The sequence below is a fragment of the Streptomyces sp. NPDC107521 genome (assembly GCF_055598485.1).
Genome location: NZ_JBVKAT010000002.1, coordinates 584896 through 605702, shown reverse-complemented (window position 1 = coordinate 605702; position 20807 = coordinate 584896). Strand labels below are relative to the sequence as shown.

Below are 20807 nucleotides of genomic sequence, written 5' to 3'. Positions count from 1 at the left end.
GTTCGCCCGCTCAGCCTCTAGAAGCCAGGCTTTCCGGAACTCGGTGCCCGACCTGATAAGGATGAGGCTCTAGGTAGCCCGAATGGGGCGCCGCTCGTTTTCAGGGTGGCGCCCCATTTGGTACGACTCAGCCGTTAAGGCATTGCCGGACCGGTTGTCAGGGGCTCGTGGTGATGCCAGATGAGGTATCGGTCTTCTCGGCGCAGCTCGGCGGCGCCCCACTCCATTCTCATCACGCCGGCGTTCATGGAGCAGGCGTAGGCGACGAGGACCAGGCCGACTTCCGGAGGGAGCTGACCGAGGTCCCGGTGGGCTTCGGGTTCTTCGAGTTCCTCAAGCCCGAGGTCCAGCTCTCCCTGCATAGGTTCTGGCCCGTGGCGTCGAATGAGATCAGCACGTAGGCCCGTGGCTCGTCGGAGTCTCGCCGCGGTGACAGGTACGTCCGTCTTGGCGTAGCGGATCGGGTAGATCACGTGGTCCGCGACGATCATGACGGTTCGGGCCTGGAGGCGGACCGCGGTCGCGCCGGGGAGATGTTCGAGGCCGGCGGCGAGCTCCTCGTACTGCACGGCGTGGAGACCGTGTCCGTACGCCTCCAACGTTTGGGTGTGCACACCTTGGTGACCGTTCCGAGCCCGTTCGTGGGCCCGCGTCAGGCACGCCGGTATGGCGTCAGCCAGCACCCCCGCCACCTCGCCGAATGTCTCCTTGGCCCACGGAGTCACCACGCTCATCGCCTACCGCCCTTCCCCCGGCGTCTCGCCCGCCAAAGCAGCACCGTGCCCACCGTCCCGGCCCAGACCTCAGCGCGGTAGTGCACATAGGGGCGCATCTATGCACAGAGCCGGCGTATAGATGAGTCGCAGGTCCAAATCGGATGCGGAAATTTGACATCCGATTCGCATGCGCGCATGATTTTTACGATCACATCTCGCTCGGAGGTGCGACAGCTCTCGAAGGAGGCCCATGAGCGAGACGGCATCGGAAACCGTGGAGTGGCAGCTCAAGCCCGGCGATCAGATCGAACGCAAGGCGCTGCACAGCAAGTTCGGGGGACGGACGCAGGGAGGCATCGGGCCGTCGGCCAAGACGCCCAACGTCTTCGTCTTCACGGACCCCGTCGCCGGCGAGAAGCACGGCTACTACGACGACTGGATGCCGGACGGCCGCTTCCACTACAGCGGCGAAGGCCAGTACGGCGACCAGCGGATGATCTCCGGCAACGCCAGCATCCTCAACCACCAGGCCGAAGGACGTGCGCTCCGCGTCTTCCAGGGCGCCCGCGGAACGGTCACCTACCGCGGCGAGTTCACCGTCGACCAGCAGAACCCCTGGTACTCCGCAGATGCCCCCGAGACCAACGACGGCCCCCTCCGCAAGGTCATCGTCTTCCGGCTCAACCCGGTAGACACCGCACCCCAGGAGCCCGCCACCAAGCTCGGCCGGCTGCTCGTCTCGCACCCCAACCAGGTGGACGACCTCCCCTTGGAAAGGAACGAGAGCGAGACCACGTTCGTCAACCCGAACCAGGAGCCCTACGAGGCCGACCGCAAGGAAGCCCGCCTGGTCAAGGCGTTCGCCGACTACCTGACCAGCAACGGCCACCAGTCCGGCCGGCAGCGCATCCTGCCCCCCGGTGAAAGCCGCCCCCTCTTCACCGACCTCCACGCCAAGGGACTCGGACTCCTGATCGAGGCCAAGGGCAGCGTCACCCGCGAGAACGTCCGCATGGCCATCGGCCAGCTCGCGGACTACAGCAGGTTCGTCGACCACACCATCCGCGCCATCCTGCTCCCCTCCGAACCGCGGGAAGACCTCCTGGCCCTGGCCAAGACGCAGGACTGCGCCGTCATCTGGCCTGAGGGCAAGGGTTTCACCAGCACCAACCCCAAGGCCCTTCCGCAGTAGAGCGCTCACATCCCGAGCAACTCTTGGCGCACCCGTCTCATCCATGGAGACCGTCACAGAAGGTAACTACCAAATTACGAGCTGTCGGGTTGCTATCTGCGGTGCGACGCGTTAGCTTCTAACTACTCCTCCCCGCCGTCCGGGCCTAGCCCGCACTGGCGGGGATTATTCGTTCGTGGGGGGACCTTGAGCGATCGCGTCGTCGTCTTCTACGACTACCAAAACACCTACATGCAAGCCCGACGGCTCTACCACGAGCGCTGGGAGGGGTGGAATAAGGGGCAGTTCGACCCTGTTGCTCTCGCCCAGCACCTGGCCGCAGACAGCCCTTATGATCGCCACCTGCATCAGGTACGCATCTATCGTGGCCAGCCTGACGCAAGCAGACAGCCCGGCTCCTACGGGGCCTCGCGGCGGCAGCACGCCCAGTGGGAGCGCAACCCACTCGTCAAACTCGTCACTCGCCCTTTGCGCTACCCGTCCGCATGGCCTCAGGAACGAGCCCAGGAAAAGGGCATAGATGTCCAGCTGAGCATGGACTTTGCCGTCATGGCCACCCGGGGCGAATTTGACGTCGGCATCTTGGTGTCGGCCGACACCGATCTCAAGCCTGCGCTTGAGTATGTGGCCGAGCTCACGGCCTCCCGCGGTAGGCCACGAGCCGAGGTCGCAGCATGGTCAGTCGAAGGCCAGCACTGCCGACGCCTCGCCATCAGGGGCAGGAACCTCTACTGCCACTGGGTGGGAGAGGACATCTACAAAACGGTTCGTGACGACACGGACTACACCACTAGTGGCTAAGCCTCCGATGGACCCCGGGCATGCGGCGGGGTGAGTGTCTAACTGCGTGACAACCGCGACGCACGACCACGAACAACCGTGGACGTCAGCGGACCAACCGTGCAGGTGATGGCCGCAGCAGCCCGAGGACAGAGAGCGTTCCAAGTTGCTTCGGGACGAAGCGGTCATCACGCAAGCTCTGCCCGCCACGCTTCCGTCGGGTCGGCTGGCTCTGGTCGACGGCATGGCAGCGTGGCTGAGCCCGGTGGGGGTGGACCGAGGCACACGCGCGCCTGCTCGGTCGGCGCACCCGCCGTCGTGGCTGACTGTCGTCGGCTGGGGTTCGAGCCGCGATCCGTCGGTTGCTCTCGGCTGCATCAGGTGGCGCGTGTGCCAGGGACTCGCACGTCCGAGGGGGGAGGGAGGCCCAGGTTACGGCTGGGCCTCCCTCCCCCCTTGGAAGGGTCGTCATCCTCTAGGTGAACCGTTCAGGGCCGCCCTCACCCCTCCCGCGTCGTGCTCACCGCGAGCAGGCGACCGCGGCTGACAGCCACCCGGTGGACGTCCCGGAGGGCCCTGGTCAGCTCTTCCGCCAAACGCCGGGCTTCCGTCGGATCCGTGTCCTGGTCGGCGAGGATTTCCGACGCCTGCTCCAGCAGTTCGGCCGCTGTCCCGAGTTGCACCGCCTCGATGTTGTCCGCCAGGCGGGACATGTAGCTTCTCCGGTCTTCGGTACTGAGGTAGCAGGGCTTGCCTCCCGGGCCGGTCCACGGAAGGAGTCTCAGTTCGTTGTCCGGCGTCGTCATCCCCCGGTCTTCCTCTCCTCGGCCATGTGGTGAACGGTGAAGACGGCCTCGACGCGGTCCCCCGGGAACGCCAGCAGCGCGGCTTCAAGGACGCGGCCGGCCGGGTCGGTCGCAAGGCGTGTAACGGCGAGCACGGCCGCTTGAGAGCCGATGCGGAGGGCCGCGGCCTCGTCCGCCGTCGGGAGACGGACACTCACCGTCTCCCGGACGACGGCCGGCGACGGCCCGAGTACGGCGAAGCGTGCGATCGCCTCGCGGTGGTCGGAGTCGTCGTCGGACACCCCGGCCGGGGCCAGATCCCGCGGCAGGTAGATGTGGGCCAGCCCGCGCGGTACTTCGCCCTCCAGGCCGAGGCAGAAGAACTCGACGAGGGGACTCCCCACCGGGACCCTCAACAAGTCCGACAGGTGCGCCGAGGCCTGGACCGAGGCGCTGCGAACGGTGACGCGGAAGGACGGCCCGGCCGCGGTCGAGAGGTCCATGGTGCCCCAGCCGCCCACATACGTGATCTTCCGTAGGGGGCGGCGGACGAAGTTGCCCTTGCCGTGGACCTTCACCAGAAGCCCTTCGCCCTGGAGCAGAGCGAGGGCATGGCGCAACGTCACCGTGCTGACCTCGTACCGTCCGGCCAACGCGAGTTCGGACGGCAGGCGTTCGCCCGGCTGGACACGGCCGGCGGTGATCTGGTCCCGGAGATCCTCGGCGATCTCGTGGTAGCGGGGAGACACGAGGCCGGTCACCACCTTCTCCGTGTGCGTACGGCGATCAGCCGCGTACGCGTGTGTATGGTCAGCAGTTCGCCCGAGTCGAAGACCAGCCGCTTGCCTCCCCGGGGAAGCTGGAAGAGGTCCCGGACCCGGCAGGTCCGGCCGCCGAGCTGGATGATGTCGCCGCGTCGCACCGTGGCCGCGGTGATCTCGACGTTGGAGAACAGAGCGCCGTGGGGGAACCGTTCGATCACCCCGCCACCTCCGCCCGAACAGCCGGGCCGACCGTCGAGTGGCACGGGCAGTCGCACGCCTCATAGATCACCGGCAGGCCGACCGGCGCCGTCTCCGGGGAGGACTCCGCGCAGATGAGGTGCGCGCCGATGCGGCAGTCGGCCGAACGATAGGACGAGGCGCCCGTGAGGCGCGGCTCTTGACCGGGGGACATCAGCAGGCCCCCGCCATGGCCAGCGGCTGGGCATCGGCCGGCAAGTGCGGCGCGACGAGGACCGTCCGGCTCCGCACCCGCTTTTCCCAGGCCAGGACGTAGGGGCGGACGAGTGCGATGTCCTCGCCCGCGAGCAGGGGCGCGCCCGCGTTCTCGGCCGTTACCCGGCCCGAGACGGGCGGCAGCACGTCAACGGGGCGGGAGCGGCCGACTGAGGTCACCGGGCGCCGAGAGGGGGCCTGAGGAGGACGGCGGTGCCTGCCGCCGGAGGTCTGCCGCACTCTGGTGAAGGAGAGGGCACGGCGGATACGGTTGAGCACGCTGGTCAGCTCCTATCGCTGATGGCCCGGTCCCCCGACATCGCCCGTCGTGGGGACCGATTTGCGTACGACCGCCCAGAGGGTGCGGCCGTTCATGCGTGTGGCGAGCAGGCCGAACCGGTCGGCAGAGGCCACCGCGTCCAGCACCTCCCGCCAGGTCTCGGCGGAGAGCGAATCCGGTAACTCCGCCTCCACCGATGTGTGCCGAGGGTGTTCCTCCACTCGTGTGGTGAGCCCGAGGGCGGACAGCCGGGCGGCGAGAGCCGCCGCGCTCAAACCCGAAGCGGGCACAGGGCAGCCCTCCCTCACCGACAGTCACCTTGAGTGAAGCTAGTTAACTAGATTAGAGCTAGTGGACTAGATTTTCCATATGCCTGAGCAGCCGCCCTATCTCCGCATCGCCGACGAACTCCGGCGGCGCGTCGCGGAGCACGCGTGGGCACCGGGGGACCGTCTGCCCTCCCGCGCCCAGATCGGCCAGGAATACGGCGTCGGCGAGAACGTCGTGCGCAGGGCGCAGGAGTTGCTGATCTCCCAAGGCGTGCTGGAGGGGCGGGCCGGATCGGGCACGTACGTCGCCGAGCCCCGGCAGCGCGTGCGGATGGTCCGGTCCTCGGCGCGTGAACAGCCCGGCGGCTCGCCGTTCCGGGCGGACATGAAGGCCGTCGGCAGGCAGGGCGACTGGGAGAGCCGCACCGAGGCCAAGGTCCCGGCGCCGGCGGAGATCGCCGCGCGTCTCGGCATCGCCGAAGGTGATCTGTGCGTGCGGACCGCGTACGAGTTCCTGGCCAACGGCAGGCCCGTGCAGTTGTCGACGAGTTGGGAGCCGTACGACCTCACCGCCGGCACTCTCGTCGTCCTCCCCGAGGGAGGGCCGCACGCCGGGGCGGGCGTGGTGAACCGCATGGCCGTCATCGGAATCACCGTCAGCCATGCCGTGGAGATGCCGGAGCCCAGGCAGGCGACCGCCGAGGAGGCGTCGCTACTCGGCATCCAGAAGGCCGCGTTGGTCACGCACATCCGGCGGACGTACTACAGCGACGACGGCCGCCCCGTGGAGACGGCGGACATCGTCGTGCCCGCCGCGCACTGCGAGATCGTCTACGAGGTCCCCATCAACCGATAGGGCGGACGCGGAGCGTGTCGTCGCCCGACCGACGCGATGTCCCGCCCCGCGTGCGCGCAGTCGCTGAACTCAGGCGGCTGGTCCCGGCCGTGGGGCGTGCCCCCGGCGTGCCCCATCCGTGCCCGATCGAGCGGGAAACCGAGGGGAACAGCGGTGCCGAACGGGCTTGGAGACTGCGACGGCCCCTGACCATAGGCAATGGTCAGGGGCCGTTCTCCTGCGGTGGGTGTGGGATTTGAACCCACGGTGACTCGCGCCACGACGGTTTTCAAGACCGTTCCCTTAGGCCGCTCGGGCAACCCACCCCGGCGTCGCGCCCGCCTCCGGGCGGAGCGGGTACAGCCTACCGGGAGGCTGGGCGCTGTGAGCGGTGTGGTCCCGCGGGGTGTTCGCTCAGTCGTCGCCGGTCTTGGAGCCCAGGGTCAGGTCGGTGGTGCGCTGCTTGCCGTCGCGTTCGTAGGTGACCGTGACCTTGTCGCCCGGCTTGTGGGTCCAGATCTCGCCGATCAGGGTGGGACCGGAGTCGATCACCTGGTCGTCCAGCTTGGTGATGACGTCCCCGGGCTTCAGTCCCGCCGACGCCGCGGGGCCGCCCGGCTCGACGGGTGCCGAGCCGCTGACGCCCTGTTCGGTGATCTTCGCGCCGTTGGTGGTCTCCTCAAGGGAGACGGAGGCGCCGATCCTCGCGTAGACCGGCTTGCCGTTCTTGATCAGCTGCTTGGCGACGTACTGGGCCTGGTTGACGGGGATGGCGAAGCCCAGGCCGATCGAGCCCGCCTGGCCCGCGCCGCCGAGGCCGCCGCTGCCGGTGGACTGGATCGCCGAGTTGATCCCGATGACGTTGCCCTTGGCGTCGAGCAGCGGTCCGCCGGAGTTGCCCGGGTTGATCGAGGCGTCGGTCTGCAGGGCGCTCATGTAGGACGCCTTGCTGCCCGCGCTGCCGTCGCTGGAGGCCACGGGGCGGTTCTTGGCGCTGATGATGCCCGTGGTCACCGTGTTGGACAGGCCGAAGGGGGCGCCGATCGCGATCGTGGAGTCGCCCACGGCCACCTTGTCGGAGTTGCCGAGCGGGAGCGGCTTCAGGTCGGAGGGGGCGTTCTCCAGCTTGATGACCGCCACGTCGTAGCCCTGGGCGTGGCCGACCACCTTGGCGTTGTACTTCTTGCCGTCGGGGAAGGTCGCGGAGAGCCTGCCGCCGTCGACCGCCTCGGCCACCACGTGGTTGTTGGTGACGATGTGGCCCTGGGTGTCGAAGACGAACCCGGTGCCGGTGCCGCCCTCGCCGTTGCTGCCCTCGGCCTGGATGGTGACCGTGCTGGGCAGCGCGGTGGCGGCCACGTCGGCGACGGTGCCCGGCTCGCGCTTGACGGCGCCGCCGGTGTCGGAGGCGGCGACGGTGGTGGAGGCCCCGTCGTCGTTGTTCCTCGCCAGGGTGTAACCGATGCCGCCGCCCAGACCGCCGGCCACCAGCGCGGCGACGAGCAGCCCGGCCACCAGACCGCCCCGCCCTCGGGCGGGCTTCGGCGCCGGCGGCTGGTACGAGGCGCCCCAGGCGCCGCCGTGGCCGTCACCACCGCCACCGCCGTAGAACGGCCCGGCGGGCGGCGGGGGCGGCGGCCAGGAGGGGTCCGGGGCGGAGTGCCCGCCCTGGTGGGCCCCGTAGGGGTGGGCGGCGGGCGGCCGGAAATCGCCTCCGTACGGCTCCGGCGGCGGGAACGCCTGGTACGCGGGCTGCGCGGGAGCCTGGTGCGGCTGGTGGGGCGGCGGGGTCTGCTGGGGCGGCTGCGGCGCCCGGTACGGCTCGGACGGCTCGGGCGACTGCGGCGCCCCCTCCGACCGCACCGGTTCCGGCCGCGTCGCCCCCGGGCCCGTCGCTTCCGGCCGCGTCGCCTCCGGACCCGCCGCACCGTCGGCCGGGGGCCGGTCGGCCGGGGTGCCGTCCTGCCGCGGGGAGGCTGCGGGAGAGGCCGACGGCACGGGAGGTGCGGGCGGGGCCGGCGGTACCGCGGTGCCCTCGTTCTCGGTGCTCACAGCTTCTCTCCTCGATCCACGGCTGGTGTGTCGGTCGCGCGAGCCGCGCGCTCCGCCGTATGCGCGGGCGCCGTACCGGTCCCGGCAGCCTGCCAAGCTTTTCCCACGGGCCGTCAGAGCACCATAAGCGGTTGCTGTGGGTCCGCAGGCATCCTTTATATAGGTCATCCACGACCAAACGGGCGGGGGCCCGAGACCTCCGTCCGCACGTCCACCCTCGCACGGTGGCACCATGTCGCGGTGACCCACGCACGGCAGCACCCCATCCAGGTCGTCGCCCACCGGGGAGCCTCGGAGGAGGCCCCGGAGCACACGCTGGCCGCCTACCGCAAGGCGATCGAGGACGGCGCGGACGCCCTCGAGTGCGATGTCCGCCTGACCGCCGACGGTCACCTCGTCTGCGTCCACGACTGGCGCGTCAACCGTACGTCGAACGGCCGCGGCGCCGTCTCCGCGCTGGAGCTGGCCGATCTGGCGGCCCTCGACTTCGGGTCCTGGAAGACCCGTGAGGCCGCCCGCGCGCGCGGGGAGGAGCCCGAGTGGGAGCACCGCCCCGAGGACCGCGAGGCGACCTCGGTGCTCACCCTCGAACGCCTGCTGGAGCTGGTCTCCGACGCGGGGCGGCGGGTGGAGCTGGCCGTGGAGACCAAGCACCCCACCCGCTGGGCGGGCCAGGTGGAGGAGCGGCTGCTGGCGCTCCTGAAGCGGTTCGGGCTGGACGCCCCGGCGAGCGCCGAGGAGTCCCCGGTACGGGTGATGAGCTTCTCGGCCCGTTCGCTGCACCGCGTGCACGCCGCCGCGCCGGAGCTGCCGACGGTGTACCTGATGCAGTTCGTCTCGCCCCGGCTGCGGGACGGGCGGCTGCCCGCGGGTGTCCGGATCGCGGGTCCCTCGCTCCGGATCGCGCGGAACCACCCCGCCTACATCGAGCGCCTCAAGCGGGCCGGCCACCCGGTGCACGTGTGGACGGTGAACGACACCGTCGACGTGGACCTCTGCGCCGGGCTGGACGTCGACGCGATCATCACCAACCGGCCACGCGCCGTCCTGGACCACCTCGGGCGCTGATCCGTCCGCACCCCTTGACTCCACGGCCCCGCTGCCGCATTCTCCCCTTCCGCCGCACCGAAAGGATCCGGCCACCCGACTACGGGGAGTGCTCCGGCGCGTTCGCTCCGTGGCCCCCCGTGTCGAATGCGTCACTGGACGGGGACCGGCCGGTTTCCGGCTCAGGCCGATGGGGCATCCACACCGTGGCGTGGGGCGAAGGAGGTCTCGGGGGTGGCGTTGGTGGTGGCACAGGAAGTGCCCACGTCGTCGAGCATGGCCGTTCCCCATGGTCCTGCGGGCGTGGGGGAAGCGCGGCACCGGATGCGTGACCAACTGCGCGGCGGGGGCGTGGCGGAATCGGTCGTCGACGACGCCGTACTTGTCCTTTCGGAGCTGTTGAGCAACGCGTACAAGCACGGCCGGCCACTGGGCGACGCCCTGGCCGGGGACGGCGACGTCCGGGCGGCCTGGCGGGTGGATCCGCGCGGCCGGCTGATCGTCGAGGTCACGGACGGCGGCGGCCCGACCCGCCCCGCCCCCGCGACCCCCTCGGTCACGGCCCACGGCGGGCGCGGGCTGAGCATCATCACGGCACTGGCCGACGACTGGGGCGTGCGCGACGGGGCGCGCGGCGAGGTCACGGTCTGGGTGGTCGTGCACGCCGATGTGTACGACCCGGACGCCGGGCACCGGAGGGACGACTTCGCCACCCGGATCACGGCGCCGTCCGTGTCCCGGATGCCGGGGCTGGGCTTCGCGGACGCCCTGGACGAACGGGGCTGACCGGAGCGGGGCCGGGGTCCCGTGCCGGGGCGGGGCCGCGGAAGGACGCCGGTCCCGCGGCGCGTGACCCCACGGCGCGGTGCGCTCCGGCCTCTCGGGGTGGGGTGCGCTCCGGCCCGGCGGTGCGGTTCTCTCCGGCCCGGGCGCGGCGCGTGGGACGACACCGGCACGCGGGACGACCACCGGCGCGCGCACGGCGGCCGGGCCGGAGGGCCACGCGCGGCTCCGCCTCCACGGGCCCGTGGTGCCACGCGTACGGGCGGACGCGTGCCGGTACGGGGGGGGAGCCTCCTCCGCCGGTACGGGGACGCCGCACCGGGGTGCGCCGGGTGCCGTCGGCGCCGGGCACGCCCGCGGGCGGTGCGGCGGACACCCCGGGCACGGCGGCCGGTGCCGAGCGGGCACGGCCACCACGGGGCTCACCGCCCCCTCGCCCCGATCCCCCTCCCCCACACCCCCGTTGTCCACAAACCCCCCGTTGTCCACAGGGTCCCGTCGGCCGGAGTGGGAGCGGCTAGGCTCGCGCCCGTATCAGCAGAGCCGTAACCGGGAGACACCCACGATGGCCAAGAAGCGACCCCAGACGAAGGCCCGGCGCCCGCAGCCCGGCAAGGGAACCCCCGCCGTCGGCACCGGCGGGGAGATTCCGGTCGTCGGCGCCCGCGAACCCTGCCCGTGCGGCAGCGGCCGCCGCTACAAGGCGTGCCACGGCAGGGCAGCCGCCCAGGCCACCACCGAGCTGGTGCACCGCCCGTTCGAAGGGCTGCCCGGCGAGTGCGACTGGGTGGCCCTGCGCGAGCTGGTGCCGGCCGCGACGGCACCGCTGGCCCTCAGGGACGGTCTGCCCGAGGGCGTCCCGTCGGTCACCCTGGCCACCGTGCTGCCGATGGCCTGGCCCGCCCTGCGCCGCGACGACGGCTCGGTGCTGCTCGGCCTGCAGAACGACACGGCCTCCGGCGACATCAGCCGCGACCTCGCGGACACCCTGCTGCGGGCCCTGGAGGCCGAGCCGGGCACCCCGGTGAAGGGCCGCCGCGCCCCCGCCGACGGGCCCCGGCTGCAGGACCTGCTCGCTCCAAAGGGCCCGTTCGCGCCGGAGGTGCACGAGGGCTTCGCCTTCTGGGTCCCGGACGCGGAGAACGCCACCCCGGAGGTGGCGGCCTCCCTGGAGCGGGCCGACGCCGCGGCCATCCCGACCGTGCGGCTGACGGGCGTGGACGCCGCCTACTGGTGCGAGACCCCCGAGAAGAACCATTTGCGGTGGGTCATGCCGCACGAGGAGGAGCGGCTTCTGGACGCTCTCGCCCGGCTGCACGCGGCCGGCCGCTCCGGCCTCGGGGAGGGCACCCGGCTGGTGGGCTCCTTCCGTGCCCACGGGCTCACCGTCCCCGTGTGGGACCTGCCGGGCACGGTCACCGCGCAGGACGTGGAGAAGCCGGCGGCCGAGTTCGCGGAGCGCCTGTCCGCGGCCCTCGCCACGGACGCCCCGCTCACCCCGGACGAGCGCCGGGCCCGCGGCGGTCTGACCAACCGGCAGGTCACGCTGAGCTGAGGCCGGCGCCGTGGCCCCGGTGGTCCGGCTGACCGGTCGGTCAGCCGGACCAGTGGGGCGGGAGGTGACTCCTGTCACAACTCCCCGGAGAGACAGGCCAATCGGTGACCGGAAATCGGGAGATCGAATTTGCTAACCGCCGATCTCTTGTTACCGTTCCCGTAGCCCGGTTGCTGGTGCATCCCCCGTCGCCAGCAACCGGGTCTTCCCATGTGCCGCGCCGCGGGCACCGCGCGACCGGTCGCCGACCGCCCGCCACCGCGGGCGGATCGCTTCCCGTACGCAACCGCGAGGGTCCGTATCCGGCCCGGTCGACTCCGTCCCGACGGCATCCGCGCCCTCGTCCGCGGGCACTCCCGATCCGCTCCCGCACCGCGCGCCGCACCGCGCGCGACGTTCCCGGCCGCACTGCGCCGGCATCCCGCGTCGGCGCCCCGCACACCCGCCCCCACCGCGCCCGCCCCGCGGCGAACGGACCCGGCCCGGTGCGCGGACAGGACACGCACGAACGCGGTGGCGCGGGGTCCGGAAGGACCCCGCGCCACCGCGCTCCCGAGGGGCAGGGCCCCCCGCTCGGACAGTGTGTCCGCCCGCGTCACGCGCCGCTACAGCTCCGGCGCGCTCACCTCCGTGTCCATCAGGGCGTCGACCACCGCGTCCACCACGGCCTCGACGTCGGGCACCCACGGCCTGGCCGAGCCGGGCAGCGGCGCCCGCTCCCAGCGGATGTCGCCCTCCCCGACCCCGGAGGGGGGCAGGGCGAGATAGCCGCCCCCGCCGTGGAAGCGCAGGGAGCCGGGGACATGCTCCTTGGCGTAGAGCAGCTCGCCCAACTGCTCCATGGAGTACGGCCTGACCAGCAGCGACCAGCGGGTGGGCGAGGCGACCACCGGCCCCAGCCGCATCCCCGCGCGGTCGAGCGCGGCCAGCGCGCGGGCGGCCGGCCCGGCGGGCAGTGAGACGGCGCACGGGGCGTCGCCGCCGGTGGCCAGGACGATGGGTGCCGTCGGCCGGTTGGTCCACCACCAGCGCACCATGCGCGCGTCGGTGGTGGCCGCCAGCAGACCGGGCTCGAAGGGATGCGCGCCGGGCACCGTGCACTCCGGGTCCGGGCAGCCGCAGCGCGAGCGCGCGCGCGGGTCGGCCGCCACACCGGGAAGTACGGGCCACTGCCATCGCGTCGCATAGGTCAGGGCCGCGTCGATCAGCTCAGGCCGTCCGTCATCGCGCCGGGACAGGAGCCTGCGTCGCCTTCCGAGGATCTCGCGCATGAGCGCTCGTTCCTTTCCGTTGCACGCCTGGCAACACCGTGGTCACATCACACATGTGCAAATCACTTCGCTGTGCGTAACTGTCGGCGCATGGCACCCCCGCGGAAGGCAGGGGGAGCCCCTCTGGGGTCGTGCGTCGACTGCGCTCGCGGGCGGTGCGTCCGTACCGCTTCCCGCACCGTGTTCGTACTGTGTCCAGCAAAAGCACGGGCTGGCGCGGGGTGGCGAAGTATGGCGCTTTGCCGCTCCGCGTATTTCTCTCCGCCTCCGCAAGGGGAGGATGGGGCACGGTCGTCGGTGGATAGGACGCCCGGTTCCGTCACCAGGTTCCCAGTGGCCCCCAGCCACCCCTGGCCTTCTCCGAGCAGGTACCCGTCACGACCGTTGTAACGCTCTGTGGAGCACCCCCAGTCGACCGCAACAAGCCGTCCTCCGGGGCAGTTTCAGGCCATCCTCGCATGTCCGCAAGGGTTCGGGAAGGGAGTCGCATTCGCCCCGCGAACACCAGGAAAACCAGCAGGACAATGCTGGACATCTCCTTACGAGTGCGTGTACATGTGGAGACACTGCCGGTTGCGCAGAACGACATGGGGGTTTGCGATGCTTTTGAGCGGTAAGCACCGGTCGGAAAGCGGGAAGACATGAACGCCCCGCACCCTGCGAAAGTGGCCGGAATCGATGCGGCGGTTCCGTCCCCCGCACACACTGTCACGTCCACCGCCGTCGGCGCCTCCCCCACGGCCGCGGCGAACGACCTGCCGGGCCCCGACGCCCCGGGCGTCCTCCTCCAGGACCGGCTCGCCGGATGGGTCTTCGACCTCTCCACCCTGCACGAGCTGACCGAGCGCCTCACCCGCACCGCCTCCCTCCCCGACGCCCTCCAGGAACTGCTGCGCGCCGGATCGTCCCTGGTCGGCGCCAGGCGCGGACTCGTCGTGCTGGAACCGGCCGACGGGCTGGGCCCGGACACCACCGTCGGGCTGGGGCTCGCCCGCGCCGACCTCGGGCACATCGAGACGGTGCCGCGCGACTCCCTGGCGCACGGCAGGATCCTGGAGGGGCTGCCGGTCTCCGGCAACGGCATCGCGGAACCGGACCTGCTGTCCGGCGAGGGCCTCGACCCCCGCCACCGCGAGGTCGCCGCCCGCCTCGGCTACGCCGCGAGCTACGCGCTCCCGCTGACCGCCGCCGGCGCCGGACGCCTCGGCGCCGCGGTCTGGCTGTACGACGAGCCGGCCGAGCCGGACAAGCGCCAACGCGAGCTGGCCGGGCTCTACGCGCGCCACGCCGCCGAGCACCTGGCCCGGCTGCTGGAACTGGAGCGCGCCCGGACGGCCGTGGCGACCATGGCCGAGGAACTGCTGCCCACCCGGCTGCCGCGGGTCCCCGGCGTCCGGCTCGCCGCCCGGCACCTCACCGGACCGCACGGCGGCGGCGACTGGTACGACGCGCTGCCGCTGCCCGACGCGGCCCTCGGCCTCTCCGTCGGCTCCGTCACCGGCTCCGGGCCCAGCGCGGTCGCCGCGATGGGACGGCTGCGCGCCTCGCTGCGGGCGTACGCCGTGATGGAGGGCGAGGACCCGGTCGCCGTCCTGTCCGACCTGGAGCTGCTGCTGCGGCTCACCGAACCGGCCCGCTCGGCCACCGCCCTGTTCGGCTACTGCGAACCGGCGCTGCGCCGGATCACCCTGGCCGGCGCCGGGCACCGCCCGCCGCTGCTGATCGGCGGCCGCCGCACCCAGTACGTGGAGACGTCGGTCTCCGCGCCGCTGGGCATGCTCGCCTGCTGGGAGGCGCCGAGCGTGGAGGTCGACGCCGCGTCAGGAGAGACGGTTCTCCTCTACACGGAGGGGCTGTTGCACCGCACCGGCGACCCCGCCGACCGCGCCTTCGCCCGGCTGCACGCGGCGGCCGCCTCGGTGCCGCGCGCCGCCCGCGAGGACCCGGACGCCGTCCTGGACCACGTCCTGCGCACCGTGCTGCCGGACGGCGGCGCCGCGACGGGCGTCACGGAGGACGTGGTCCTGCTCGCGGTTCGGTTCGATTAACGGACAGTGATCTGCGAAGACATTCACATAACGGACGGTAACCCCCGGGTGTAAGAGGCCCTTCGCCTCTGGGCCCCCTTCCGCACGTCCGTACGATGGGGAGTGGTCCAGTGCCGTATCGAGGAGGATGACGTGGCGGAGGAGCTCACCCCGGAGACACCGGAGAACGAGACCGAGGAGCCCATCAAGCAGCGCAAGAACGGCCTGTACCCGGGCGTGTCCGACGAGCTGGCCGAGAGCATGCGGTCCGGCTGGGCCGACACCGAGCTGCACGGCCTGGAGCCCGTCGCGCAGGCCGCCGAGACCGCGGCCCGCCGCGCCGCCCTGTCCGCCCGCTTCCCCGGCGACCGCCTGGTGATCCCCTCGGGCAACCTGAAGGTCCGCTCCAACGACACGGAGTACCCCTTCCGTGCCTCCGTCGAGTACGCGTACCTGACCGGCAACCAGACCGAGGACGGCGTCCTGGTCCTGGAGCCGACGGCCGACGGCCACACCGCCACGATCTACCTGCTGCCCCGCTCGGACCGCGAGAACGGCGAGTTCTGGCTCGACGGCCAGGGCGAGCTGTGGGTCGGCCGCCGCCACTCCCTCGCCGAGGCGGCGGAGCTGTACGGCATCCCCGCCTCCGACGTGCGCGAGCTGGCCGGCGCCCTGCGCGAGGCCACCGGCCCGGTGCGGGTCGTGCGCGGCCACGACGCGGGCATCGAGGCGGCGCTCACCGACAAGGTGACCGCCGAGCGCGACGACGAGCTGCGCGTCTTCCTCTCCGAGGCCCGCCTGGTCAAGGACGACTTCGAGATCGGCGAGCTGCAGAAGGCCGTCGACTCGACGGTGCGCGGCTTCGAGGACGTCGTCAAGGTCCTCGACAAGGCCGAGGCGACCAGCGAGCGCTACATCGAGGGCACCTTCTTCCTGCGCGCCCGCGTGGAGGGCAACGACGTGGGCTACGGCTCCATCTGCGCCGCCGGCCCGCACGCCTGCACCCTGCACTGGGTCCGCAACGACGGCCCGGTCCGCTCCGGTGACCTGCTGCTGCTCGACGCGGGCGTGGAGACCCACACGTACTACACGGCGGACGTCACCCGCACGCTCCCCGTCAGCGGCACCTACACCGAGCTGCAGCGGAAGGTGTACGACGCGGTCTACGACGCCCAGGAGGCGGGCATCGCGGCGGTGAAGCCGGGCGCCAAGTTCCGGGACTTCCACGACGCCGCCCAGCGGGTGCTCGCCGAGCGGCTCGTCGAGTGGGGCCTCGTGGAGGGCCCGGTCGAGCGCGTGCTGGAGCTGGGCCTCCAGCGCCGCTGGACCCTGCACGGCACCGGCCACATGCTCGGCATGGACGTCCACGACTGCGCCGCCGCACGGGTGGAGGCCTACGTCGACGGCACGCTGGAGCCCGGCATGGTGCTCACCGTCGAGCCGGGCCTGTACTTCCAGGCCGACGACCTGAGCGTGCCCGAGGAGTACCGGGGCGTCGGCGTCCGCATCGAGGACGACATCCTGGTCACCGAGGACGGCAACCGGAACCTCAGCGCCGGGCTGCCGCGCCGCTCCGCCGACGTCGAGGCGTGGATGGCCTCGCTGAAGGGCTGACGGCCCCCGGCCCGCCGGCCGCTCCTCCGTCGCCCCGCCCCGTCCGGTCCGCGGCCCCCGCGGACCGGACGGACGGCGGGACACCGATGGCCGGACACCTCACGGGTGTCCGGCCATCGGCGAGTCCGGGGGCGCGCTCCGGAGGGCGCGCCCGGCCGGTACGTCCGGCGGGGGTCAGACGGCGACCAGTGGGGCGTCCTCGCGCCACTTGAGCATCTTGTCGAAGCTCACCACGGCCCCCGCCCGGCCCGGCGCGCTGCCGACGTGGACGTGGTCCGCCAGCTCCCGGATGAGACCCAGCCCGCGCCCGTGCTCGGCGTCGGCCGGCACGGAGCGGCAGGGGGCGGGCGGACGGCCGGACACGCCGGCGGGGAAGCCGGGCCCGGTGTCCTCCACCTCGATCCGGCACCGCTCCCCGTCGAGGTAGGCCGTGACCCGGTACGCCTCCGACGGGCCGCCCGGCGCGTCGCCCCCGCCGTGCTCGACGGCGTTGGCGCAGGCCTCACCGAGCGCCACCGAGAGATCGAAGGAGATGTCGGGATCGACGCCCGCGGTCTCCATGGTGCCGATCAGCAGCCGCCGGGCCAGGGGCACGCTCGCAGCCTCGCACCGCAGATGGAGTGACCACCAGATGCTCATGCTCCAGCCTCCCGGCCCGGCTCGACATACCGTTACGTATTGCCCTCCGGACCGGGAGGTAAGCACGGTCCCGACGGGAGAACGCCCGTCCGGCCGACGCGCGCGCCCCGGTCCCGGGTGTATGCGGGAGGGCGCGGGAAGGCCCGGCGGGAGCCACCGGCGGACGCCCCGGGGGACGCCCCGGATGGCGCCGCCGTGCGGGTCCGGCGGGGCCGCGGGCCCGGGGAGCGGACCGGTCCGGGAGCCCCGGGCACTCCGGGCGACGGGCGACGGAACCCTGCGCCGGCCCCGGGGCGCCCCGCTCGGCCCGCCCGGGTCCGCGGGCGCGGGAACCGGCGGGTCCGCGCGCCCGGAGGCCCCTCGGCCGTCCGGCGCGGGGCCCGTCGGGGCGGGGACATCACGGATCGTCGGCGCGGCGAGGCACGGCGGGTGGGGGACGGCGGGCGAGGCAAGGCGGGTGAGGCACGGCGGACGGGCCTCCGGGGCGCCACGGCCACCCGGGGGACGGGGCGGAGCGGGGCAAGACGGGGCGGGACGGGACGGGACCGGCCATGATCAACCGGATCGGACGGCGCCATCCGGACCTGCCGTGGGAAGCGCGGGGCACCAGTGGGATGATGGGCCCGCCATGACTGCCCCCCACCCGCCTCCGGCGCGTTCCGGAACCGGCCCCCGGTTCCTGCGGGCCGCGGTGTTCGCCGCGGTCTGCGTCGTGCTGGCCGCGGCGGGGCACAGCCTCGCCTCCTGCGCCACCGTTCCGGTGTGGTCGCTGGGCGTGGGCTTCCTCGGGGTGGCCCTGGTCGCCGCCCCGCTGGCCGGGCGGGTGCGCTCGCTGCCGGGGATCGCCGCGCTGCTGGCGGTGGGCCAGACCGCCCTGCACATGGTGTTCGGGCTGGGCCAGCACGGCACCAGCACCGCCACCGCCGCCACGAACGGCGCGCTGTCCGACGCCTCGCTGGTGCGGCAGGCCGCCCGCCTGATGTGCGGGACCGCCGTGGCGGCGATCAGCCCGGCGCAGGCGCAGCGCATCCTCACCGACGCCCGGATCCTCCCGGACGGGACGGGCGGCACGGCCTCGGGGGGCGCCCCTGCGGACGCGATGCCCGCGGCGGGTGCGCCGGCCGCGCTGCTGCCGTCGCTGCCGATGCTGCTCGGCCACGTCCTGGCCGCCGTCGCCGCCGGATGGCTGCTCCGCCACGGGGACCTGGCCCTGGCCCGGCTCGCCGGGCTGTCCGTCCAGTCCGCCCGCGCGGTGGCCGAGCGGGCGTCCGTCCGGGCGCTGCGCGCGCTGCTCGCGCTGGTCCGGGCCCTGCACGCCGGTCTCGCCGGGGCGCCCCGCACGGGCCCGCGTCCGGCGCGCACCGCGCTGCCGTCCCCGGCCCGGCCGCACACCGTGGCGCTCCAGCACACGGTGATCCGCCGGGGGCCCCCGCACCGCCTCGCCCTCGCCGCCTGACGCGACGCGACCACCGTTCCGTCTCCGCTTCCGCCTGCCTTCCTCGGGCCGGAGCGGGGGAGCCGGGGCCGCCCGTCGTGCGGCCCGCGCGCGTCCGCGCGCCCTCCCCCCATTCCCACCGGGACGCACGGCAGACCGTGCGCCCCCAGCGAAGCGGAGCACTCCTCCATGAAGCTTTCCCGTATCGCCGCCGTCGGCGCCACCGCGGGCATCGCCGCGCTGGCCCTCGCCGCCCCCGCGTCCGCGCACGTCAGCGTGCAGCCCGAGGGCACCGCCGCCAAGGGCGGCTACGCGGTCGTCGACTTCAAGGTCCCCAACGAGCGCGACGACGCCTCCACCACCAAGCTGGAGGTCACCTTCCCCGCCGACCACCCGCTGGCCTCCGTGATGCCGCAGCCGGTGCCCGGCTGGACGGCGAAGGTCACCAAGGCCAAGCTCGACAAGCCCCTGGAGATGCACGGCAAGAAGATCGCCGAGGCCGTCAGCAAGGTGACGTGGACGGCCGACGGCGCCGGCATCGAGCCCGGCTTCTTCCAGAAGTTCCCGGTCTCCGTCGGCACCCTGCCCGAGGACGCCGACGAGCTGGTGTTCAAGGCGGTCCAGACGTACTCCGACAAGGACGTCGTGCGCTGGATCGAGGTGCCGCAGGAGGGCCAGGACGAGCCCGACAACCCGGCGCCCGTGCTCACCCTGACGGCCCCCGAGGCCGACGGCCACGGCGCCTCCGGCGCGAAGGCCGACACGGACGACGCCGGGGCCGGGGACGCCGGGAAGACCGCGGAGACCGCCGCGGCACCGGCCTCCGGGGACAGCAGCGACACCACCGCCCGAGTCCTCGGCGTCGTCGGCATCGTCGTCGGCGTCGTGGGCGTCGCCTACGCCGTACTGGCCGGGCGCCGGCGCTCCACCGGGGGCCCGGCATAACCATCCCGCGGGGGCGGGCCGCCGCGGCGGCCCGCCCCTCACCGGCGCGCGCCGGACGCCCCGCCCCCTCGGGCGGGGCCCCCGGCGCGCGGCGGAGCACCTCTCACCCTGGGACATCTCTCCATGCGCAAGAAGACGTTCGCGGCCGCCGCGCTGCTCGCCGCCGCCACCCTGACCCTGACCGCCTGCGGCGGTGACTCCGGCGACGGCGCCTCCCCCGTCACCGTGGTGTCCGAGGACACCACGGAGCAGGCGGCGACCGTCCTGGACAAGCCGTTCGAGAAGCCGGACCTGATCCTGACCGACACGGGCGGCGAGAAGTACGACCTGCGCGAGCGGACGGCGGGCCGGCCCACCCTGGTCTACTTCGGCTACACCCACTGCCCCGACGTCTGCCCGCTGACCATGAGCAACATCGCCGTGGCCAAGCAGAAGCTGTCCAAGGCGGACCAGGACGCCCTCCAGGTCGTGTTCGTCACCACCGACCCCGACCGGGACACCCCCGAGGCGCTCGGCACCTGGCTCAAGGGCGTCGACCCGCAGATCATCGGGCTGACCGGGGATTTCGACACCATCCAGGCGGGCGCCCGCTCCATGGGCATCTCCATCGAGCCGTCCACCAAGGACAAGGACGGCAAGATCGTCTCCATGCACGGCACCCAGGTCATCGCCTTCTCGCCGAAGACCGACGGCGGGTACGTGCTGTACGGCGAGGACACCACCGTCGACGACTACATCAAGGACCTGCCCAAGCTCGTCAAGGGGCAGAACCCGTGAACCGCCGCTCCGCCGCCGCCGCGCTGACCGGGGCCCTGGCCCTGCTCCTCGCCGGATGCGGTTCCGACGGCGGGTCGCCGTCCCCCGCCGAGCTGTCCGCGGGCTCCGCCTACATGCCCCGGCCGGTCTCGCCGACCATGGCCGCCGGGTTCCTCGTCATCACCAACAAGGGCGGTACGGGGGACGAGCTGACCTCGGTCAGCAGCGACGCGGGCGACGTCAGCGTGCACCGGACCGTCGACGGCGCGATGGAGAAGGCGGACAGCCTGCCCGTCCCCGCGCACGGCCGGCTGGTGCTGGAGAGCGGCGGCAGCCATCTGATGTTCGAGAACCTGCGGCGACGGCCCCAGGAGGGCGAGACGGTGGCGGTCGAGCTGCGGTTCGCCCGGTCCGGCCCGCTCACGGTCGAGCTGCCGGTGAAGCCGCCCACCTACCGGCCCGCCGGGCGGACCGGGACGTCCGGGCACTGACGACGGTCCGCCACGAGCGGCGGACCCCGCGGCGGCCCGGCGGCCGTCGCCCGCCGCCCACCGGGGGATCCCCGGGGGACCGGCGGCGCACCACGAGAACCACCGAGAGACACCGAGG

Annotated in this window: 21 protein-coding genes and 1 tRNA gene; 12 read left to right on the top strand and 10 right to left on the bottom strand. The window is 72.8% G+C overall.

What is annotated here, in order from left to right; genetic code table 11:
• Positions 1 to 134: 134 nt before the first annotated feature.
• On the bottom strand, positions 135 to 734 hold the full coding sequence (locus tag ACZ7LB_RS05710; RefSeq protein ID WP_471465530.1) for a hypothetical protein: 600 nt from the start codon (positions 732 to 734) through the stop codon (positions 135 to 137).
• 232 nt (positions 735 to 966) lie between these two features.
• Between ACZ7LB_RS05710 and ACZ7LB_RS05705 the strand changes: the two genes are divergently transcribed.
• Positions 967 to 1908: an SRA domain-containing endonuclease gene (locus ACZ7LB_RS05705; RefSeq protein ID WP_129264424.1), complete on the top strand. Its 942-nt coding sequence runs from the start codon at positions 967 to 969 to the stop codon at positions 1906 to 1908.
• Positions 1909 to 2094: 186 nt separating this feature from the next.
• Positions 2095 to 2709, top strand: coding sequence for an NYN domain-containing protein (locus tag ACZ7LB_RS05700; protein WP_471465529.1), 615 nt, complete (start codon positions 2095 to 2097; stop codon positions 2707 to 2709).
• Between the two features lie 479 nt (positions 2710 to 3188).
• Here the strand turns inward: ACZ7LB_RS05700 and ACZ7LB_RS05695 are convergent, their stop codons facing one another.
• The 5 genes from ACZ7LB_RS05695 to ACZ7LB_RS05675 form a co-directional block, all read right to left on the bottom strand.
• Positions 3189 to 3494, bottom strand: a complete 306-nt coding sequence (locus ACZ7LB_RS05695; protein ID WP_471465528.1) for a hypothetical protein — start codon at positions 3492 to 3494, stop codon at positions 3189 to 3191.
• Positions 3491 to 4234, bottom strand: a complete 744-nt coding sequence (locus ACZ7LB_RS05690) for a GntR family transcriptional regulator (protein ID WP_471465527.1) — start codon at positions 4232 to 4234, stop codon at positions 3491 to 3493. The genes ACZ7LB_RS05695 and ACZ7LB_RS05690 overlap by 4 nt, the downstream gene beginning before the upstream one ends.
• Positions 4231 to 4455: a hypothetical protein gene (locus ACZ7LB_RS05685; protein WP_161229016.1), complete on the bottom strand. Its 225-nt coding sequence runs from the start codon at positions 4453 to 4455 to the stop codon at positions 4231 to 4233. Before ACZ7LB_RS05685 ends, ACZ7LB_RS05690 begins: the two co-directional genes overlap by 4 nt.
• Before the next feature lie 193 nt (positions 4456 to 4648).
• A complete protein-coding gene (locus ACZ7LB_RS05680; protein WP_471465526.1) occupies positions 4649 to 4870 on the bottom strand; it encodes a hypothetical protein in 222 nt (73 codons plus the stop codon).
• Between the two features lie 111 nt (positions 4871 to 4981).
• Positions 4982 to 5260 (bottom strand): hypothetical protein, encoded by a 279-nt coding sequence (locus ACZ7LB_RS05675; RefSeq protein WP_365214763.1) that lies wholly within the window; start codon positions 5258 to 5260, stop codon positions 4982 to 4984.
• Positions 5261 to 5339: 79 nt separating this feature from the next.
• Between ACZ7LB_RS05675 and ACZ7LB_RS05670 the strand changes: the two genes are divergently transcribed.
• Positions 5340 to 6095, top strand: a complete 756-nt coding sequence (locus ACZ7LB_RS05670) for a GntR family transcriptional regulator (RefSeq protein ID WP_471465525.1) — start codon at positions 5340 to 5342, stop codon at positions 6093 to 6095.
• Between the two features lie 220 nt (positions 6096 to 6315).
• Here the strand turns inward: ACZ7LB_RS05670 and ACZ7LB_RS05665 are convergent.
• Together ACZ7LB_RS05665 and ACZ7LB_RS05660 are read right to left on the bottom strand one after the other, a co-directional pair.
• Positions 6316 to 6400: transfer RNA gene (locus ACZ7LB_RS05665), tRNA-Ser, on the bottom strand.
• 88 nt (positions 6401 to 6488) lie between these two features.
• Positions 6489 to 8126 carry a S1C family serine protease gene (locus ACZ7LB_RS05660; RefSeq protein ID WP_471465524.1) on the bottom strand — a complete coding sequence of 546 codons (1638 nt, stop codon included), beginning with the start codon at positions 8124 to 8126 and terminating at the stop codon, positions 6489 to 6491.
• A 240-nt stretch (positions 8127 to 8366) separates the two neighbouring features.
• Here ACZ7LB_RS05660 and ACZ7LB_RS05655 point away from each other — a divergent pair, with 240 nt between their 5' ends.
• From ACZ7LB_RS05655 to ACZ7LB_RS05645, 3 genes are all read left to right on the top strand, one after another.
• Positions 8367 to 9194: a glycerophosphodiester phosphodiesterase gene (locus tag ACZ7LB_RS05655; protein WP_471465523.1), complete on the top strand. Its 828-nt coding sequence runs from the start codon at positions 8367 to 8369 to the stop codon at positions 9192 to 9194.
• Between the two features lie 126 nt (positions 9195 to 9320).
• Positions 9321 to 9959, top strand: coding sequence for an ATP-binding protein (locus tag ACZ7LB_RS05650; RefSeq protein WP_265292141.1), 639 nt, complete (start codon positions 9321 to 9323; stop codon positions 9957 to 9959).
• 562 nt (positions 9960 to 10521) lie between these two features.
• On the top strand, positions 10522 to 11511 hold the full coding sequence (locus ACZ7LB_RS05645) for a DUF5926 family protein (protein WP_471465522.1): 990 nt from the start codon (positions 10522 to 10524) through the stop codon (positions 11509 to 11511).
• A gap of 605 nt (positions 11512 to 12116) precedes the next feature.
• On the opposite strand, the gene ACZ7LB_RS05640 is transcribed toward ACZ7LB_RS05645, so the two are convergent.
• Complete coding sequence (locus ACZ7LB_RS05640; protein ID WP_471465521.1) at positions 12117 to 12782, bottom strand: bifunctional DNA primase/polymerase; 666 nt, start codon at positions 12780 to 12782, stop codon at positions 12117 to 12119.
• A gap of 641 nt (positions 12783 to 13423) precedes the next feature.
• Here ACZ7LB_RS05640 and ACZ7LB_RS05635 point away from each other — a divergent pair.
• Positions 13424 to 14830, top strand: coding sequence for a PP2C family protein-serine/threonine phosphatase (locus ACZ7LB_RS05635; RefSeq protein ID WP_471465520.1), 1407 nt, complete (start codon positions 13424 to 13426; stop codon positions 14828 to 14830).
• A gap of 132 nt (positions 14831 to 14962) precedes the next feature.
• Complete coding sequence (locus ACZ7LB_RS05630) at positions 14963 to 16423, top strand: aminopeptidase P family protein (RefSeq protein WP_471465519.1); 1461 nt, start codon at positions 14963 to 14965, stop codon at positions 16421 to 16423.
• Between the two features lie 174 nt (positions 16424 to 16597).
• Here the strand turns inward: ACZ7LB_RS05630 and ACZ7LB_RS05625 are convergent, their stop codons facing one another.
• Entirely contained in the window at positions 16598 to 17062 is a 465-nt protein-coding gene (locus ACZ7LB_RS05625) for an ATP-binding protein (RefSeq protein ID WP_471465518.1), read from the bottom strand.
• 628 nt (positions 17063 to 17690) lie between these two features.
• Here ACZ7LB_RS05625 and ACZ7LB_RS05620 point away from each other — a divergent pair.
• The 4 genes from ACZ7LB_RS05620 (at position 17691) to ACZ7LB_RS05605 (ending at position 20689) form a co-directional block, all read left to right on the top strand.
• Positions 17691 to 18518: a hypothetical protein gene (locus tag ACZ7LB_RS05620; protein WP_471465517.1), complete on the top strand. Its 828-nt coding sequence runs from the start codon at positions 17691 to 17693 to the stop codon at positions 18516 to 18518.
• 168 nt (positions 18519 to 18686) lie between these two features.
• A complete protein-coding gene (locus ACZ7LB_RS05615) occupies positions 18687 to 19442 on the top strand; it encodes a YcnI family copper-binding membrane protein (protein ID WP_471465516.1) in 756 nt (251 codons plus the stop codon).
• A gap of 123 nt (positions 19443 to 19565) precedes the next feature.
• Entirely contained in the window at positions 19566 to 20219 is a 654-nt protein-coding gene (locus ACZ7LB_RS05610; RefSeq protein WP_471465515.1) for an SCO family protein, read from the top strand.
• Complete coding sequence (locus tag ACZ7LB_RS05605) at positions 20216 to 20689, top strand: copper chaperone PCu(A)C (protein ID WP_471465514.1); 474 nt, start codon at positions 20216 to 20218, stop codon at positions 20687 to 20689. The genes ACZ7LB_RS05610 and ACZ7LB_RS05605 overlap by 4 nt, the downstream gene beginning before the upstream one ends.
• Positions 20690 to 20807 lie beyond the last annotated feature (118 nt).

Excerpts from the sequence above, each read along its gene's own strand:
- ACZ7LB_RS05710 (WP_471465530.1), bottom strand. The coding sequence starts at position 734 with ATGAGCGTGGTGACTCCGTGGGCCAAGGAGACATTCGGCGAGGTGGCG.
- ACZ7LB_RS05705 (WP_129264424.1), top strand. The coding sequence starts at position 967 with ATGAGCGAGACGGCATCGGAAACCGTGGAGTGGCAGCTCAAGCCCGGC.
- ACZ7LB_RS05695 (WP_471465528.1), bottom strand. The coding sequence starts at position 3,494 with ATGACGACGCCGGACAACGAACTGAGACTCCTTCCGTGGACCGGCCCG.
- ACZ7LB_RS05670 (WP_471465525.1), top strand. The coding sequence starts at position 5,340 with ATGCCTGAGCAGCCGCCCTATCTCCGCATCGCCGACGAACTCCGGCGG.
- ACZ7LB_RS05650 (WP_265292141.1), top strand. The coding sequence starts at position 9,321 with ATGCGTCACTGGACGGGGACCGGCCGGTTTCCGGCTCAGGCCGATGGG.
- ACZ7LB_RS05645 (WP_471465522.1), top strand. The coding sequence starts at position 10,522 with ATGGCCAAGAAGCGACCCCAGACGAAGGCCCGGCGCCCGCAGCCCGGC.
- ACZ7LB_RS05640 (WP_471465521.1), bottom strand. The coding sequence starts at position 12,782 with ATGCGCGAGATCCTCGGAAGGCGACGCAGGCTCCTGTCCCGGCGCGAT.
- ACZ7LB_RS05635 (WP_471465520.1), top strand. The coding sequence starts at position 13,424 with ATGAACGCCCCGCACCCTGCGAAAGTGGCCGGAATCGATGCGGCGGTT.
- ACZ7LB_RS05625 (WP_471465518.1), bottom strand. The coding sequence starts at position 17,062 with ATGAGCATCTGGTGGTCACTCCATCTGCGGTGCGAGGCTGCGAGCGTG.
- ACZ7LB_RS05620 (WP_471465517.1), top strand. The coding sequence starts at position 17,691 with ATGACTGCCCCCCACCCGCCTCCGGCGCGTTCCGGAACCGGCCCCCGG.
- ACZ7LB_RS05615 (WP_471465516.1), top strand. The coding sequence starts at position 18,687 with ATGAAGCTTTCCCGTATCGCCGCCGTCGGCGCCACCGCGGGCATCGCC.
- ACZ7LB_RS05610 (WP_471465515.1), top strand. The coding sequence starts at position 19,566 with ATGCGCAAGAAGACGTTCGCGGCCGCCGCGCTGCTCGCCGCCGCCACC.